This window comes from Streptomyces sp. NPDC002787, assembly GCF_053592095.1.
The window spans coordinates 348,633-365,106 of the sequence record NZ_JBSFVC010000005.1 but is presented as its reverse complement, the minus strand read 5'-3'; the positions used below and the strand labels follow the sequence as shown (position 1 = coordinate 365,106).

Sequence of the window (16,474 nt, the reverse complement as noted above, 5' to 3'; positions counted from 1 at the left end):
ACCCGAATACAACAAAGGGTTAACAGCACATCGCCGAATGGCGAATCGGGGCGCGGAAGGCGCGGAAAAGCGCCCGGTTCACGGTTCCGCCACGCGTCGTTCACCTGACATCAAGCAGGTGGTCAAGACGAATGCCGGAGGGCCCCCTAACGTCACTGGGGTGGTCAAGCTCTCCGTCATCGTGCCGTTCTACAACGTGCAGCAATACGCGCCCGACACCCTGAAGAGCCTCAGAGCGAACGCGCGCGAGGACTTCGAATTCATTCTCGTCGACGACTGCTCGCGCGACGAGACACCGGACATTCTCGCGCGCGCGGAGCGCGAGCTGCCGGGGGCGGTGTATGTCAGACACGAGAAGAACGGAGGACTGGCGACCGCGCGCAACACGGGCATCGACAACGCCCGCGGCGAGTACCTCACCTTCCTCGACGGGGACGACTGGCTCGCCCCCGGCTACTACCCCCGACTGCTCGGCGCGATCGAGGAGTTGGGCTGCGACTTCGTGCGTACGGACCATGTCCAGTGCACGGCGCGGGCCCGCTCGATCCACCGGGTGCCCAACGGGCGGCGGGGCGTGGTGATGAATCCGCGGGACGCGATCCTGCCCGCCGACCGCTCCACCTCCGTCGACTACGCGTACGCCTGGGCGGGCATCTACCACCGCCGGCTGGTCGACAAGGGTGTGCTGCACTTCACCCACGGGCTGCGCACGGCCGAGGACCGGCCGTGGATCTGGAAGCTCCACCGGGAGGCCGAGTCCTTCGCCACGGTGGGGCTGCTCGGCGTCTTCTACCGGCGCGGGGTGGCCTCGTCGCTGACCCAGATCGGTGACGTACGGCAGCTCGATTTCATTCGCGCGTTCGACCAGGTCATCGCGGAAACCGCGAAGGACCGGGACGCCGACCGACTGCTCCCCAAGGCCGTGCGCACCTATTGCGCGATCATCTCCCATCATCTGGGATCCATCGAAAGGTTCGAGCCGGCGGTGGCACGGAAACTGAAGTCGATGAGCGCGGTGGCGTTGCGCCGAATGCCGCAGGACGTGCTCGACGAGGCCCTCGACTCCATGGACGTCCAGCGCGCCACCCGGCTGCGCCGGCTGCGTCGCCGTCCCGCCACGACGGGGGTCGCCGCGTGACCACGCAGATCTTCATGGCGTCCACGCTGTACGGCACGGCCACGCTGGCCGCCGCCCTGGACACCGAGTGCTTCCGCCCCGCCTCCCGGCGCATCCTGCTGATCTCCAACAACGCGGCGACGCCCGAGACGGCACCCTCCCTCGACGAGATGCCCGGCTTCGAGCGGCTGCGCGGCCGCTTCGACGACGTGATCTCCTGGAACGAGACCATCTCCCCCTTCCACCCGGGCGGCTGGTCCCCGCGCATGGACGACGTACCGCTGTGGGAGCGGCATCTGCGGCTGCTGTGGGGGCTCGGCGACGACGACGTCGAGCTGGCCGTGGAGTCCATCCAGGTCCACCCGGCGCTCGGCTTCACCCAGATCTTCACGGGCGCCCCGGTGACCGTGTACGCGGACGGCCTGATGAGCTACGGCCCCACCCGCAACAAGATCGACCCGCTGGTCGGCACCCGCATCGACCGTCTGCTCCACCTGGACCTCGTACCGGACCTGACGCCCCTGCTGCTCACCGAGTTCGGGGTCGAGGCGGAGATCGTGCCGACGGACGCCTTCGTGAAGGTGCTGGCCGAACTGGTCGACACCGGTGACGAGTTGCCCGCGATCGAGGAACCGGCGCTGCTGCTCGGCCAGTACCTCTCCGCGCTCGGCATCCTCACCGCCGAGGAGGAGGAAGACCTCCACGTACGGATGCTGAAGGGCGCGGTGGCGCTCGGCCACACCAAGGTCGTCTTCAAGCCGCACCCCAGCGCCCCGGCCCGCTGGTCGCGCGGTCTGGAGAAGGAGGCGGAGCGGCTCGGCGCCGAGCTGACCGTCCTGGACACGCCGGTCCTCGCCGAGGTGCTCTACCAGCGGATGCGTCCGGCGCTCGTCGTCGGCTGCTTCTCCACCGCCCTGCTCACCGCCTCCGCGCTGTACGGGCTCCCGGTCGCCCGTGTCGGCACCGGCACCCTGCTGGACCGGCTCGCCCCGTACGAGAACAGCAACCGGGTGCCCGTCACCATCGTGGACGCGCTGCTGCCGGAGCTGAGCGACCGGGCGGCGGTCACCTCGCAGAAGCCGGGCACGAAGGTGGCGGACCTCAACGCCCTGGTCCGGGCGGTCGGTTTCGCGATGCAGTCGAAGATCTACCCGTCGCTGCGCGGGGAGGCCGAGGCGTATCTGACGAAGCATCTGAGCCCGCACACCCTGCGGTACTTCAAGCGCCGTCGGCTCACCTCGCTGGGGTTGCCCGGCGGTATCCCCGTCCAGCTCGCCTTCATCCCGCGCAACGCGACCGTACGAAGAGTCGCGCGACGGGCCCGGTCCCTCAAGCGAGCCACTTTGGGGTGAGCCCCGGGTGACGTCTTCGACCAAGAGTGACGACAGGATTGAGTCTCGGCCGCGGGTGAGTGGGGACGGGGCGCGCCCACGCGGCGGAGCCGCACATGTCACAGCCCCGCGCCCCTCTGGGGGCGCTCAGCCCAAGCCTCGGTTGTACGCGCTGGACGGGCTGCGGTTGCTCGCCGCTCTGGCCGTCGCGGCCTACCACTACGGAGGCCGCGACGGCGAGATCGGCAAGGCCTGGGGGGCCTCGCCCGCCGTGCAGTTCCCGACCGCCCACACCTGGTTCGCCTACGGCTGGGCGGGTGTCCAGGCCTTCTTCGTGATCAGCGGGTTCGTCATCTGTGCCAGCGGCTGGGGGCGCTCGGTCCAGTCGTTCTTCGCCTCGCGGGCGGCCCGGCTGTTCCCGGCGTACTGGGCCGCGGTGATCCTGGTCGCGGCGGTGTTCGCCCTCCCGGGCATCGCCTTCGCGCGGGTGTCGGCCAGCGAGTTCCTGGTGAACCTGACCATGCTCCAGATGCCGCTCGGCGCGGACCGTGTGCTCGGAGTGTGCTGGACCCTGTGGGCGGAGGTCCGCTTCTACGTCCTGTTCGCGCTGTGCGTGGTCCTGCCCGGAGTCACCCGCCGACGGGTGATCTGGTTCTGCGGCGGCTGGACCCTGGCCTCGGTCCTGGCCCAGGGCGCGAAGGAACCGCTCCTGGACCTGATCCTGATGCCGGAGTACGCCCCCCTGTTCATCGGCGGCATGGGCCTCTACCTCGTCCACCGGGACCGGCGTGACACCACGGCCTGGCTGATCGTGGTCTTCAGCCTGCTGCTGAGCCAGTACCAGACGGTCGAGCACATCTGGCACGCCCCGAACGCCGACTTCTTCTCCTACCGGCCCCAGCTCGCCATCATTCTCGCCGTCACCGTCGGCTTCGTGGCCGTGGGTGCCGTCGCCCTCGGGCTCCTGGACCGGATCGACTGGCCCTGGCTGACCACCGCGGGCGCTCTGACCTACCCCTTCTACCTCGTGCACGAGCATCTGGGCTGGCCGGTGGTCGAGGCGCTGCACCAGGGCCTCGACATCCCGTCCTCCCTCACCCTCGCGCTCACCGTGGCCCTGATGCTGACGCTCGCCTGGCTGCTGCACCTGTGGGTCGAACGGCCGCTGCAACCGCTGCTGCGCAAGGCGCTCCAGGGGCGCCAAGTTCCGTGAGGGAAACGCAAGTTGAACGTCGGTGGACGCGGAATTGGCTGACTGTTCACCCGTCTCCAGGATTCGAAAACGCTTCCCCGGAGAGGCTTGGCATCATCCTTGACCGGGCCAAAGCCATCTCATAGGTTCCAGGCCCGTTCGCCCGTTCGCCTCGTCGACGCGAGAGAGTCTTCTGTCCTCATGACCTCTGAACAAGGCACGATCCGGCTACCCAGCGAGCTCGACGACGTACCCGGCTGGTTCCCGGTGCTCGACCAACTGCTCTTCGACTGGTTCCTGAACCGACAGGAGAAGGCGGGCGAGAGGGGCGACCTCTTGGAGGTCGGCGTCTACATGGGCAAGAGCGCCATCTTCCTCGGCCGGCATCTCCAGGAGGGCGAGGCCTACACGGTCTGCGACCTCTTCGAGAGCGACGCGCCGGACGACGCCAACGCGGCGGAGGCCGCCAAGTCGTATCGCAGCACGCTCACCCGGCAGGCCTTCGAGGCGAACTACCTCTCCTTCCACGACGAGCTGCCCCGCGTCCTGCAGGGCCCCAGTTCGATCGTCCCCGGCGAGGTCAAGCCGCGCTCCTGCCGCTTCGTGCACATCGACGCGTCCCACCTCTACGAGCATGTCCAGGGCGACATCACCGCCGCCCGCGACATACTCCTGCCCGGCGGCATCGTCGTCCTCGACGACTTCCGCTCGGAGCACACCCCGGGTGTCTCCATCGCCGCGTGGGAGGCCGTCCTCAACCGCGGTCTCAACCCCATCTGCATCAGCACCCAGAAGCTCTACGGCACCTGGGACGACCCCGAGCCCATCCAGGACGCCCTCCTGTCGATGATCGCCGAACGCGACGACTGCCACCTCAGCAACCAGCAGGCCGCCGGCCACCGCATCATCCGCCTCAAGTCCAAGGGCATGAAGGCCCCCGCCTTCCCGAAGTCCCGCCACTGGACCGAGCCGGAGCCCCCTGCCCCGACCCCGCCCCCGGAGGCCCCCAAGCCCCAGGCCCGCCCCCGCCCGGCACGGCCCCCGCAGAGCGGCGCCCGCAAGCTGGCCATCGACCTGCTGCCGCCCGTGGTGACGAGGGCGATCAGGAAGGCGCGGGCGGGAAAGAAGCCCGTGGGCAGGTGACGTCGGGCGAAGAGGCCCGCGAGCAGTGACGTGACGCCGGGCGAGACCGGCGACGGGAGCTTCTGAAGGGGCCGCACCCCCTCAGAAGCGCCTACGCGCCGCTGGCCAGCGACAGCTTCACCGCGAACCCCAGGAACAGCGCCCCCGCCGCCGAGGTGGCCCCCGCCGACAGCCGCTTCCGGCGGCGGAAGGTGGCGGCCAGCCTGGTGCCGCTGAATATCAGCGCGCTCAGGTAGAGGAAACTGGCGAGCTGGGCGAAGGCGCCGAGCACGACGAAGGAGAGGGCCGGGTAGGCGTACGCCGGGTCCACGAACTGCACGAAGAAGGCGACGAAGAAAAGGATCGCCTTCGGGTTCAGCAGACTGATCACCAACGCCCGGCGGAACGGCCGCTCCCCCTCGGCGACCTCGCCCCCCGGCTCCTGCGCGACCCGCTCACGCCGACTCCGCCACATCGCCCACGCGGCCCGCAGCATGCCCACGGCCAGCCACGACAGATACCCCGCCCCGGCGTACTTCACGATGCCGAACAGCACGGCGTTCGCCTGCAACAGCGAGGCCACCCCCGCCGCCGACAGGGTCATCAGGACGGTGTCCCCGCACCACACCCCGGCGGCGGCCCGGTACCCGGTCCGTATTCCGCGGCGGGCGGCCACGGACAGCACGTAGAGCGAGTTGGGGCCGGGCAGGAGGACGATCAGGACGAGGCCTGCCAGATAGGTGGGAAGGTCGATGACACCGAACATGAGAAGGAGTGTCGCACGGGGGTAGGACATTCCGGCAGGTCAGGCAGAAAGCGTCGCCGCTGGTCAGAACGCGTCGCCGCCGGTCAGAAAGCGTCACTGGGGACGTACGTCCCCCAGACCTCCCGCAGCGCGTCGCACACCTCGCCCACCGTCGCGCGGGCCTTCAGGGCGTCGCGCATCGGGTAGAGGACGTTGCCCTCTCCCTCGGCGGCCTTCTTCAGGGCGGCCAGGGCCGAGTCCACCGCCGGCTGGTCGCGTCCGGCGCGGAGCGCGGCCAGCCGCTCCGCCTGCTGGGCCTCGATCGCCGGGTCCACGCGGAGCGGCTCGTACGGCTCCTCCTCGTCGAGCTGGAAGCGGTTGACGCCGACCACGACGCGCTCGCCGGAGTCGGTCTCCTGGGCGATGCGGTAGGCGGAGTGTTCGATCTCGTTCTTCTGGAAGCCGTGTTCGATGGCGGAGACGGCGCCGCCCAGGTCCTCGACCTTCCGCATCAGCTCGACGGCCGCCGCCTCCACGTCGTCGGTCATCTTCTCGACGACGTAGGAGCCCGCGAAGGGGTCGACCGTCGCCGTCACGTCCGTCTCGTAGGCCAGCACCTGCTGCGTACGGAGGGCGAGGCGCGCGCTCTTGTCGGTCGGCAGGGCGATCGCCTCGTCGAAGGAGTTGGTGTGCAGGGACTGAGTGCCGCCCAGCACCGCCGCCAGGCCCTGAACGGCGACCCGGACCAGGTTCACCTCGGGCTGCTGGGCGGTCAGCTGGACCCCGGCCGTCTGGGTGTGGAAGCGCAGCATCAGGGACTTGGGGTTCCTCGCGCCGAACTCGTCCCTCATCACCCGGGCCCAGATCCTGCGCGCCGCACGGAACTTGGCCACCTCCTCCAGGATCGTCGTACGGGCGACGAAGAAGAAGGACAGACGGGGGGCGAAGTCGTCGACGTCCATGCCCGCCGCGACCGCCGTACGGACGTACTCGATACCGTCCGCGAGGGTGAACGCGATCTCCTGCGCGGGGGAGGCGCCCGCCTCGGCCATGTGGTAGCCGGAGATCGAGATGGTGTTCCACTTCGGGATCTCGGCCTTGCAGTACTTGAAGATGTCGGCGATGAGGCGGAGGGACGGCTTGGGCGGGAAGATGTACGTCCCGCGTGCGATGTACTCCTTCAGCACGTCGTTCTGGATCGTGCCCGTCAGCTCGTCCGCGCTGACGCCCTGCTCCTCGGCCACCAGTTGGTACAGCAGGAGCAGCAGCGCGGCGGGGGCGTTGATCGTCATCGACGTCGAGACCTTGTCCAGCGGGATGCCGTCGAACAGCACCCGCATGTCGTCGACGGAGTCGATCGCGACGCCCACCTTGCCGACCTCGCCGTGGGCGATCGGGGCGTCGGAGTCGTGGCCCATCTGGGTGGGCAGGTCGAAGGCGACCGACAGCCCCGTCGTGCCGTTGGCGATGAGCTGCTTGTAGCGGGCGTTGGACTCCACCGCCGTACCGAAGCCGGCGTACTGGCGCATGGTCCAGGGGCGGCCGGTGTACATCGACGAGTACACGCCCCGGGTGAAGGGGTACCCGCCGGGCTCGCCCAGCTTCTCGGCCGGGTCCCAGCCCTCCAGCGCCTCCGGCCCGTACACCGGCTCGATGGGCAGTCCGGACTCCGACTCGCGCGCCATGGTGTGTGCCCTCCGTGCTGCTAGGTTGGTCGATCGCCTGCTTGTTACTCGCCAGTACTCCGGCCTCGCGACGGAATCTAGCGGCGGCCGTGCGTCCAATGGAGTGCTCCGTGCTGGGACCTTGCTCACAACCATGCCCCTTTGTGCGCGACAGGTCACATTTGTTCGTGACGGGTCACGTCCGGGAAACCTCTCCGGGAGAGCGACCGGACGGCGGATCATGAGACGACGGGGGCCCTGATTGCGTACCAAGGACATGCGGAGATCGGTGGCCGCGCTCGCGGCACTCGTCGTGGCCGGCGCCTGCACGGCCCAGGGGGTCGAGGTGCACGGCGGCCAGCGCCAGCCCGTGCGCATCGACGTGACCGCCACACCGAGCGGCGACCCGAAGCAGGACGACGACGGCGACAAGGCCGACGACGGCGAGGCCGGTGGGGCCGATGAGGACAGCGGGGATCGCGGGGACGGCGACGGCGACGGCAAGAGGGGGCGCGAGAAGTCCGCGACGACCGCGCCGCCCTCCCCCACGCCCCCTCCCACCCCCGCTCCGGTTCTCTGGGCCGAGGGCGACGAAGGGCTGGACGTACGCGAGTTGCAGGCGCGGCTGCGGCAGGTCGCCTGGCTCTTCGCCGGGCCCACGGGGACGTACGACGATCTGACGGTCCGGGCGGTCAAGGGCTTCCAGGGCAAGCGGGGGCTGCCGCGGACCGGCAAGACGGACAGCGTCACCTGGGCGCGGCTGCTGACGATGACGCGGGAGCCCGGCAAGTGGGACCTGTACGCGTACGGCGGGCAGCCGGCCGCGTCGCCGGACCCACGCTGCCTGACGGGCCGGGTGCTGTGCATCAGCAAGACGAGCCGCACGCTGCGCTGGATGGTGGACGGCAGGACGCTGTCGACGGTCGAGGTGCGGTTCGGCTCGCAGTACACACCGACACGCGAGGGCCTGTTCCACGTCTACTTCAAGTCCCGCGACCACTGGTCGACCCTGTACGACACCCCCATGCCGTACGCGATGTTCTTCAGCGGCGGCCAGGCGGTCCACTTCTCGTCGGACTTCGCGGCCCGCGGCTACTACGGGGCCTCACACGGCTGCGTCAACGTCCGGGACGAGGCGAAGATCGCACAGCTGTTCGCGCAGGTCAGAAATGGCGACAAGGTCGTCGTGTACTGGTGACGGGACCCCGGACGGATCACCCGCCGGGCTCACCGGACAGGCAAGTGGAGTGACGTGCGTCACGTGACGCATAGCGGGGAGGGGGTCCGGCGCGTCAGGAGGAGTACGGGGTCACGGGGACCACGGGGGGTATGGGGCGCGGGCGGGACCGGGGGAACGTGTCCCGCCCGCGCCGAGGTGCACAAGCCGTAGGTACGGGGGGAACCCCGGCTCTGTGCGACGGCCGATGACCAGTCGGCTCACTCATTACTGCGCCCAGACGGCCGAAAGTGTTACCCGTCCCGCGAAAGAATTCGTGCCGGACAGGAAAGCGCAGGTCAGAGTGGGTGCGGAGCACCGGTCAGGACGGGTGGGTGAGCACCGGCCGCGAGCGCGGTCAGAGCGCGCGGGACAGCGGGGGCTCTGAGACGGGAGAGACGTCCGGGCCGTCGGCGCCGGCGACGACCGGGGTCACGGCCGCGATCTGACCGCGGTGGCCACCGCCACCGATACCCTTGCCGCCCTTATCACCTTTGCCGCCTTTGCCGCCTTGGTGATGGCCGCCCTTGTCGCCTTTGTGGTTGCCGCTCTCGTTCTTGCCGTTCCAGCGGCCGTTTCCGTGGCCCTTGCCGTTGCCGTCTCCGCTGCGGCCCCAGCCGCGGTCCGAGTCGTCGTCCTCGTCGGAGTCGTTGCCGGACCGCGTGTCCTTGGCCCGGCCGCCGGAGGGACCGGTGGAGTCGCCGGAGTCGGACGTGCCGGTCCCGTTGCCCGCCCCCGTTCCGGGGCGCTTGGCCTTGCCGGGGTTGTCACCGTCGAGGAGGCCTGCGCAGTACCGCTTCAGATGTCCCTCGCCCTTGCCGCCCGCCGCGCCCTCCAGGCCGCGCCGTCGGTCCGGGTCGAGGTCCTTGCCGTCACGGACGTCACGGCAGGCGGAGAGCACGCCGTTCCACCACTCCTGGGTGCCCTCGTCCTGCCCGGTGTCACCGGGCTGTCCCTTCTCGTCCGCGCCGCCGGTGCCGTCACCGGAGGGGGCGTCGCCCTTCGAGGAGTCGTCCGGAGACGCCTCGGGCGTCGCGTCGCCCCATGCCCCCCGCCCGCCGTCACCGCGCTCGGCGTTCGGCGACGGCGACAGCAGCGGCCGGTCCGGCGTCTGCCCGGCGGAGGTGGAGGGCTTCGGTTCGTCGTCGCGGAACGCGCCCAGCGCGCCGCCGCCGACTGTGAGCGTGACACCGCCAAGCATGCCGGCGGTCAGCGCCGCGACCAGCCCGAACCGCACCGGCCTGCCCCAGCGGGCCCGACGGCCGTCCGACGCGGACGGCACGGACGGCGTGGGACGGCCGAGGCGCACGAGCCCGGCGTCCGCGGCGGAGGCCGTGATGCTGTGCGGACGACTGCCGCGGCCGGGTTCCGCCGCCTCGGCGTTCCCGGCGCTCCTGGCGCTCCTGGCGTCCTTCGGGCTCTTCGCGTTCTCTGCGGAGCGGGCGGTACGGGACGTACGGGCCGTACGGAAGGCAGCCAACGCCGCTTCTTCGCCCGGGAGTTCGGCACACTCAGGGGACACCGGCGCGGCCTCGGCGGCCAGGGCACCGAGTGCCTCGGCGAGCCGGTCGGCACAGGCCCGGGTGTCGGCGTCGACGGCTTCGAGCGGCTCCCCACGCAGCAGCCGCTCCGCGGCATCGCGGTTCAGCCACCTGTACTGCTCGTCGGCCATCACACATCCTTCTGCGTCCGCGAACGCGTATGCGTCACACCGGCGGACGTGGCCGCGCGGGCACGCGGTTCTCTCGGTGGGGGTACGGCGTCCAGTGGGTCACCGGATTCCGGTTCGGCCTCCGAAGCCGTCTCCGGATTCTCCCCGATCAGTTCGGCGAGCCGCTTCAGCCCCCGGTGCGCGGCCGTTCGTACGGCTCCGGCGCGCTTGCCCAGCGTCTGCGCGGCGGTCTTCGCGTCGAGTCCGACCACGACGCGCAGGACCACCGCCTCCGCCTGGTCCTGCGGCAGTTGGGCGATGAGCGACAGTGCCTGATCGGTCGCCAGGGCCTCCATGGCCTCGCCGGCCGTGTCGGACTCGGCGGCCTTGCTGGTCAGCTCGGTCTCGTCGCCGCCTATCGCGGGCCGACGGCCCCGCATGCGTATGTGGTCGAGGGCGCGGTTGCGGGCGATCCGGGCAGCCCAGCCGCGGAACCGGTCCGCGTCTCCGCTGAACCGCTCCAGGTCACGGGCTATCTGGAGCCAGGCCTCGGAGGTGACGTCCTCCGCGTCCGGATCGCCGACCAGCGTCCGCACGTACCCGAGCAGCCGTGGGTGCACCGAGCGGTACACAGTCCGGAACGCGGTCTCGTCCCCGTCCTGTGCCGCAAGCACCGCGGCGGTCAGCTCCGCGTCGTCCCCCAGCACCTACGCGCGCCCCTCTTTGCGCCTAAACCGGCGCCGCTCTCGCGGACCGGTTTCTCGCCGTCGTGGTTCCTCGATCAATGGTTGCGGTCTCAGGACCGCTGGATGGTTGCAGTGGTCTCCCGCCATCCGCGATCCGGCGCGAAAGGCACGTTACGGCCTGAAACCGCTGACCGTCCATGTCCATAGAACATGCAACTAACTCGTGATGCGGCGAGGTGTGACAGAAAGCGCGGGCTCGGCGCTGTAGGGAGTACGGGTCGCCGCGCGGCCCGTGCCGCGCGACGGTCGGGGCCTCTCCTGTGGGGGGTGGCGGCCCCGACCGTTGCCATCGGCGGAGTCGGCCGGGTGTCTTGCGAGTACGGGGGTCTTGCGAGCACGCCGGCCTCACTTCGTTCCCGGGCCCTGCTTCGTTCCCGAGCCCTACTTCGCTTCCCGGGTCTTGCCCGCCTGCCCCGACCGGGCCCCGGACGCGCCCGGCCGACTCGGCTCGTTCGGCCCCCTTGACTCCCCCGACTCACCCGATGTGTTCGGCTCTCCGCGTCCGGTGGCGCCCTCCGGCCTGTCGCCGTCGCCGTCGCCCTTGCCGTCGCCGCTACCGAGGCCATTGCCGTCGCCACCGCCTACGCCGTTGGTCGGCCGGTCGGTCTTCTCCGGCTCAGGGGTGGCGCGCTCCCTGCCCTTCTGCCGCTTCCCGGTGGCGTCGAGTCGCTCGGCGCAGTACGCCTGGACATCCGCGTCCGCCGTGCCGCCGGCCGCCTCCGTGAGCCGACGCCAGGCGGTGGAGTCCAGGGCGTTGCCGCGTCCCTCGGTCTTCTTCTCGTACGCGCGGCAGTGGGCCTCGGTGTCCTGGGCGGGGGCGGGCCGGTCGGTGGTGGAGGGGTTCGCGCGCGGGGCGTCCGAGGGGCCGGGCCGGGTGGGGGCGCTTTCCGTCGTCCGGGTACGCCGGTCCTGGTCGCCGAGGCCCGCGCCGGCGCCCTCGTGGTGGCGCGCGGCCGAGCCGATCGCCGCGAAGGCGACTCCGCCGAGGGTCAGGCTGGCCAGGAGTACGGCCAGGGTGGTGCGTATCGAGAGCTGGACGCGGCGCCGGGCGTTCGGCCGCCAGTCATCCCGGCGCCGGGTGCGCGCGGTACGCACCCCTCTCTCCCGCACCGCCAGAAAGGCAGCCACCGCCCGCGCCTCCCCGTCACTACCGACCTCGGTCCCACCGCGCACGGCGGAGGCGAGGAGGGCGTCGAGGGAAGGGGCGCCGAGGGTGAAGGGGCCGGGCGTGGGGGCGGCACGGTCGCCGGAAGCACGGTCATCGGCGAAGGCGTCGCCCGCGGACCGGCGGTGATCGTTCCGCCTCCCGCTGTCGCGCCCTTCGTCCATGTCCGACTCCGTCCCGCCCGACGGCATCTCGCGCCCTTCCTTGTCGTCGCCGTACTTCCTGTTGCTGTCACGGCCGCGATGGCCCCCACCGCTGCCACCCTCACGGCCGAGGCCGCGCCGGCCGTCGGCGCTGTACCTGCCTATGCCGCCGTCGCCGCTGTCGCCGCTGTCGGTCATCTCGACTCCCCCAGCGTCTGGGGGCCGTCATCCGTCACACCCTCGGTCCGCAGGAGCTGGGCGAGGCGCTTCAGGCCGCGGTGGGTGGCCGTACGGACCGCGCCGGGGCGCTTGCCGAGGACGCGGGCCGCGGCGGGGCCGTCGAGGCCGACGACCACGCGCAGCAGGACGGCCTCGGCCTGGTCGCGGGGCAGGCGCGCGACCAGCGCGAGGGCCTGTTCGGTGGAGAGGGACTCCAGGGCCTGGTCATGGGTGCTGTGGGTGCCCGGCAGTTCCAGCAGGTCGTTCTCCAGCGCGGTCGCCCGGGGCCGGACCTTCTGGCGCCGCAGATGGTCCAGGGCCCGGTGCCGGGCGATGGTCGCGGTCCAGCCCCGGAAGCCGGCCCCGTCGCCCTTGAACCGTCCGAGGTCCCGCGCGATCTCCAGCCAGGCGTCCGATGCGACGTCCTCCGCGTCGTCCCCGACGATGCCGCGCAGATACCCCAGCAGCCCGGGCTGCACGAGCCGGTACGCCACCGCGAACGCGGCCTCGTCCCCGTCCTGGGCCCGCGCTACGGCCGCGCCCAGTTCCCCGTCGTACGGCTGCACGCGCCGAGGTTCCCCTCCCTGGCCCCAAGCTGTCCGAGACAGTGCCACGTCAGTGCCGGGATCGCTTCTCGGGGGCCGTCCCGGCCGCCGCCAAGCCCCCACGCTCATCTGCGTCGGACCTCCCGGAAGTGTCACAGGGCGTCCAGCACCGGCCCCCAAGATCACCCGGAAGGGGAATTACCGGCCTCCCCCGTGACATGGGCCACACGAGCGCCCTCCGATGACGATGTTCACGGCGGCCTGTGTGCTGAATAGATGGCCACCCATGTGCCGGGTGGGGTCTTCGCGCTGTTCATCCAGGGGTGGGGAATTTGAGTCGCCGCAGGAACCATGTGTACGAGCCGCTGAGCCTGAAGCGCAGGGCGTGGCTGACGCTCGGCACCGTCGTGGCCGGTGGCGCGGGCGTGGTGTCGTACGCCGTGGCCGGGCCCGACGCCGCCAGGAGCACGTTCGACGCGCGGGCCGAGCGCTCCTCCGAGGTGCACGACCTGAAGCTCACCGGCGCCGACGGCGGCCGACGCGCCCTCGCGCGCACCACCACCGAGCCCTTCTCGCTCCTCGGCCTCTCCTGGGCCGGCTCCGACGCCCCGCTCGACGGCACCGCCCGGATACGCACGCGCAGCGCCGCCACCGGCGAGTGGACCGACTGGCGCACGCTCGCCACCCCGGCCACCGCCCGCACCGCCGGGGCCGCACGCGGCGCCTCCGAGCCCCTCTGGGTCGGCCCCAGCGACGGCGTGGAGGCCCGCGTCGTGGCGGCCGACGGGTCCCCAAGCACCGCGCTGCCGAAGGAACTTGAGATCAGTCTGGTCGATCCCGGGGTGACGGCGGAGGAGTCGGGGGACCGGATGCCGGCCGACGGCGGTATGAGCAATGCCGCGTTCGTCGCCGACGACGTGCCCACCCCCCTCGCCTCGACGGTCACGCGCCCGCCGATCGTCAGCCGGGCCCGTTGGGGCGCCGACGAATCGACCGTGACAGGTACGGCCGAGTACGTCGACAGGATCAGCGCGGTGTTCGTCCAGCACACGGGCGGCACCAACTCCTACAGCTGCGCCGAGTCCCCCTCCCTGATCCGCGCGCTCATGGCGTACGACATCCGGACGGCCGGCCGGGGCGACCTCGGCCCCAACTTCGTGGTGGACAAGTGCGGTCGGGTGTACGAAGGCCGGGCCGGCGGCACGAACCTGTCGGTGCGCGGCGAGCACACCCCCGGCTTCGACGGGGACTCGACGGGCATCGCCGTCCTCGGCGACTTCCAGAGCGGCGGCAGGGCGAGCCGGGCGGCCGTGGAGTCCGTGGCGCGGCTGGCGGCGTGGAAGCTCGGCCAGTACGCCGGTGACCCGACCGGGAAGGTGACGCTGACCGCGGCCGAGGACACCGGCGTGTACGCGCGGGGCGAGTCGGCCGAGCTGGACGTGATCTCCGGCGGCCGGGACGCGGCGACCACCACGTCCCCGGGCGCGAACCTCTACACGAAACTCCCCGAGATACGCCGCTACGCCGCCTCCCCCGGTCGTAGCTCCGCGATCCCGACCGCCGACCACACCGGCGACGGCGTCAGCGACCTCGTGGCACCGACGCACCGGACCGGCAGCGGCTCGATCACCCTGGTCCCGGGCGGTGCGAACGGTCCCGTCTCCGCGTCCAGGCTGCGCCTCGACCAGGCGAGCACGGGTGTGCCGGGCGCCGCCGAGTCCGGCGACGAGTGGGGCGCGGCCACCGCGTGGGGCGACATCGACGGCGACGGTTACGCGGACCTCGCGGTCGGCGCGCCCGGCGAGGACGACACGACCGGGCACGCGGACCGGGGCGCGGTGACGATCCTCTACGGGCCCTCGTTCACCGCCGGCGCCGACACGATGGCCCTCGGCGACGACTACGAGCCGAGCGGGGCGCGGTTCGGCGCGACGGTGGCGGTCGGGGACTTCAACGCCGACGGCAGGGCGGACGTGTTCACCGCGGCCACCGGTACGGGCGGGAACTGGGCGGCCCGTTTCGACGACGGCCACGAGGTCGCCGGTGACCTCACCACCGCGACGGGCACGCTGGCGTACGCGGACGCCGCGACCGGCGACTTCAACCGGGACGGCTACGCGGACGTGGCCCTCAACTACCGTGACGCCTCCGGCGTGGGCAAGGTGACCTGGTTCAAGGGCTCCAGGTCGCTGGGGCTGACGAAGGTCGCGACGCTGACCGTCAAGGGCGGCCGGTCCATCGCCGCGGGCGACGTCAACGGCAACGGCTACGACGACATCGTCATCGGCCAGCCGTACGCCTCCGAGTCCGGCGGCAACGCGGGCGGCCAGGTCACCCTGGTCCCCGGCACGTCCACCGGCTTCACCACCACCGGCATGACGACGGTCCACCAGGCCTCGGCCAACGTCGAGGGCGCGTCGGAGACGTCCGACGGCTTCGGTTCCTCCGTCTCCGTCGGCGATGTCGACGGAGACGGCCACGCCGACGTCCTCACCGGCGCGCCCAACGAGGACATCACCCGTGCCGGGAGGAACCGGGCCAACGCGGGCTCGGTATGGCTCCTCAAGGGCACGGCCTCCGGGCTGACCGGCACCGGCTCCCTCGCCCTCTCCCAGGACGCCCCCGACGTGCCCGGCTCCACCGAGACGGACGACAGGTTCGGCTCCGCCGCCTCCCTCACCGACGTCACGGGCGACGGCCACGCCGACCTCCTCACCGGCACGGAGGGCGAGGACACGGGCAACGGCACGATCCTGTACGTCCCGTCCCCGAACGGCACCCCGGCCCCGACGAGGTCGTCGTACTACGGCCTCCCCCAACTGGCCACACCCACGGGCGCCCGCCTGGGCCAACTCCTGACCCCGTAGAGGAGGTTCGGTGCGCCGGCGGGTACGGGTGGTGTTGTGGTTGCTCGCGCCCCTGAACAGCACGGGGCGCAGCCCCTGCTGTTCAGGGGCGCGGGGAACTGCGCGACCAGCCCCCACCGGACCCGCGGCTGGGGGTCGAAGGGGCGCAGCCCTTGGTGGGGGCACCTCCCGCTCGAGCGAAGCCGAGAGTGGGGGAGGGACGGGTAGGGCGGCGGGGGCGAGAAAAAGCCAGGCCTCACCCGGAGGCCATCGCATCGCGGCACAGCAACCGCAGCGACCCGTCACTCACAAAACACCGCCGAGCCTCGTCGAAGGGATCCCAGAAGCGCCCGTCCCCGGCCCGCACCCAGTACCCCCCGCCCGACTCGACCCACTCACCTCCGGCCCACCGCACGACGACCTCACCCCCGTACGCCCCGAACCCCCGCAAGACACCCTCCACCGCGGCGTACGGCGCCCCCTCCCGCCGTATCTCCTCGATCATCCGGTCCACCCGCCACAGACTCTGCGTGGAGTAGTCGAGGCGCACCCGCGCCCCCTCCCGCATCATCGCCACCGCGTCGGCCGCCCACCGAACGGGCTTCGCCGCACTCCCGGACCGGTTCCCGAAGCTCCCGAAAGCACCGGACGCGGCACGGGACTCGGTACCGGACGCGGTTCCGGTCGTACGGGACGTGCTGACCGAACTGAATGTCTGCTGTGCGCTCACACTCGGAGAAGCGCCCGACCCCCACGAGACGTTTCGCGATTT

General features: G+C 71.4%; 13 protein-coding genes. 6 read left to right on the top strand and 7 right to left on the bottom strand.

The window, feature by feature from the left end:
• Positions 1 to 160: 160 nt before the first annotated feature.
• The 4 genes from ACWD26_RS09640 (at position 161) to ACWD26_RS09625 (ending at position 4,783) form a co-directional block, all read left to right on the top strand.
• A complete protein-coding gene (locus ACWD26_RS09640) occupies positions 161 to 1,138 on the top strand; it encodes a glycosyltransferase family 2 protein (RefSeq protein WP_451267950.1) in 978 nt (325 codons plus the stop codon).
• A complete protein-coding gene (locus tag ACWD26_RS09635) occupies positions 1,135 to 2,469 on the top strand; it encodes an alpha-2,8-polysialyltransferase family protein (RefSeq protein WP_451267948.1) in 1,335 nt (444 codons plus the stop codon). Before ACWD26_RS09640 ends, ACWD26_RS09635 begins: the two co-directional genes overlap by 4 nt.
• 7 nt (positions 2,470 to 2,476) lie before the next feature.
• On the top strand, positions 2,477 to 3,661 hold the full coding sequence (locus tag ACWD26_RS09630; RefSeq protein WP_451267946.1) for an acyltransferase family protein: 1,185 nt from the start codon (positions 2,477 to 2,479) through the stop codon (positions 3,659 to 3,661).
• A 180-nt stretch (positions 3,662 to 3,841) separates the two neighbouring features.
• The gene (locus ACWD26_RS09625; protein ID WP_451267944.1) at positions 3,842 to 4,783 is read left to right on the top strand and encodes a class I SAM-dependent methyltransferase; all 942 of its coding nucleotides are present in this window, start codon (positions 3,842 to 3,844) and stop codon (positions 4,781 to 4,783) included.
• Between the two features lie 91 nt (positions 4,784 to 4,874).
• On the opposite strand, the gene leuE is transcribed toward ACWD26_RS09625, so the two are convergent.
• Positions 4,875 to 5,528, bottom strand: a complete 654-nt coding sequence (gene leuE / locus ACWD26_RS09620; RefSeq protein ID WP_451267942.1) for a leucine efflux protein LeuE — start codon at positions 5,526 to 5,528, stop codon at positions 4,875 to 4,877.
• 83 nt (positions 5,529 to 5,611) lie between these two features.
• Complete coding sequence (locus ACWD26_RS09615) at positions 5,612 to 7,192, bottom strand: acyl-CoA mutase large subunit family protein (RefSeq protein ID WP_451267940.1); 1,581 nt, start codon at positions 7,190 to 7,192, stop codon at positions 5,612 to 5,614.
• A 256-nt stretch (positions 7,193 to 7,448) separates the two neighbouring features.
• On the opposite strand from ACWD26_RS09615, the gene ACWD26_RS09610 reads away from it, so the two are divergent.
• Entirely contained in the window at positions 7,449 to 8,369 is a 921-nt protein-coding gene (locus ACWD26_RS09610; protein ID WP_451267938.1) for a L,D-transpeptidase family protein, read from the top strand.
• Between the two features lie 376 nt (positions 8,370 to 8,745).
• Here ACWD26_RS09610 and ACWD26_RS09605 read toward each other — a convergent pair whose 3' ends face one another.
• From ACWD26_RS09605 to ACWD26_RS09590, 4 genes are all read right to left on the bottom strand, one after another.
• The gene (locus ACWD26_RS09605) at positions 8,746 to 10,059 is read right to left on the bottom strand and encodes a hypothetical protein (RefSeq protein WP_451267936.1); all 1,314 of its coding nucleotides are present in this window, start codon (positions 10,057 to 10,059) and stop codon (positions 8,746 to 8,748) included.
• Positions 10,059 to 10,745 (bottom strand): RNA polymerase sigma factor, encoded by a 687-nt coding sequence (locus ACWD26_RS09600; protein ID WP_451267934.1) that lies wholly within the window; start codon positions 10,743 to 10,745, stop codon positions 10,059 to 10,061. Before ACWD26_RS09600 ends, ACWD26_RS09605 begins: the two co-directional genes overlap by 1 nt.
• 420 nt (positions 10,746 to 11,165) lie before the next feature.
• The gene (locus tag ACWD26_RS09595; RefSeq protein ID WP_451267932.1) at positions 11,166 to 12,290 is read right to left on the bottom strand and encodes a hypothetical protein; all 1,125 of its coding nucleotides are present in this window, start codon (positions 12,288 to 12,290) and stop codon (positions 11,166 to 11,168) included.
• A complete protein-coding gene (locus ACWD26_RS09590; protein ID WP_451267930.1) occupies positions 12,287 to 12,877 on the bottom strand; it encodes an RNA polymerase sigma factor in 591 nt (196 codons plus the stop codon). Before ACWD26_RS09590 ends, ACWD26_RS09595 begins: the two co-directional genes overlap by 4 nt.
• 302 nt (positions 12,878 to 13,179) lie before the next feature.
• Here ACWD26_RS09590 and ACWD26_RS09585 point away from each other — a divergent pair, with 302 nt between their 5' ends.
• Entirely contained in the window at positions 13,180 to 15,723 is a 2,544-nt protein-coding gene (locus ACWD26_RS09585; protein WP_451267928.1) for an FG-GAP-like repeat-containing protein, read from the top strand.
• A 235-nt stretch (positions 15,724 to 15,958) separates the two neighbouring features.
• On the opposite strand, the gene ACWD26_RS09580 is transcribed toward ACWD26_RS09585, so the two are convergent.
• The gene (locus ACWD26_RS09580; protein ID WP_451267926.1) at positions 15,959 to 16,432 is read right to left on the bottom strand and encodes a hypothetical protein; all 474 of its coding nucleotides are present in this window, start codon (positions 16,430 to 16,432) and stop codon (positions 15,959 to 15,961) included.
• Positions 16,433 to 16,474: the final 42 nt, after the last annotated feature.

What these genes read in the sequence shown, in the direction of transcription:
- ACWD26_RS09615 (WP_451267940.1), bottom strand. Translation starts at nt 7,192, where the DNA reads ATGGCGCGCGAGTCGGAGTCCGGACTGCCCATCGAGCCGGTGTACGGG.
- leuE (WP_451267942.1), bottom strand. Translation starts at nt 5,528, where the DNA reads ATGTTCGGTGTCATCGACCTTCCCACCTATCTGGCAGGCCTCGTCCTG.
- ACWD26_RS09605 (WP_451267936.1), bottom strand. Translation starts at nt 10,059, where the DNA reads ATGGCCGACGAGCAGTACAGGTGGCTGAACCGCGATGCCGCGGAGCGG.
- ACWD26_RS09595 (WP_451267932.1), bottom strand. Translation starts at nt 12,290, where the DNA reads ATGACCGACAGCGGCGACAGCGGCGACGGCGGCATAGGCAGGTACAGC.
- ACWD26_RS09625 (WP_451267944.1), top strand. Translation starts at nt 3,842, where the DNA reads ATGACCTCTGAACAAGGCACGATCCGGCTACCCAGCGAGCTCGACGAC.
- ACWD26_RS09610 (WP_451267938.1), top strand. Translation starts at nt 7,449, where the DNA reads ATGCGGAGATCGGTGGCCGCGCTCGCGGCACTCGTCGTGGCCGGCGCC.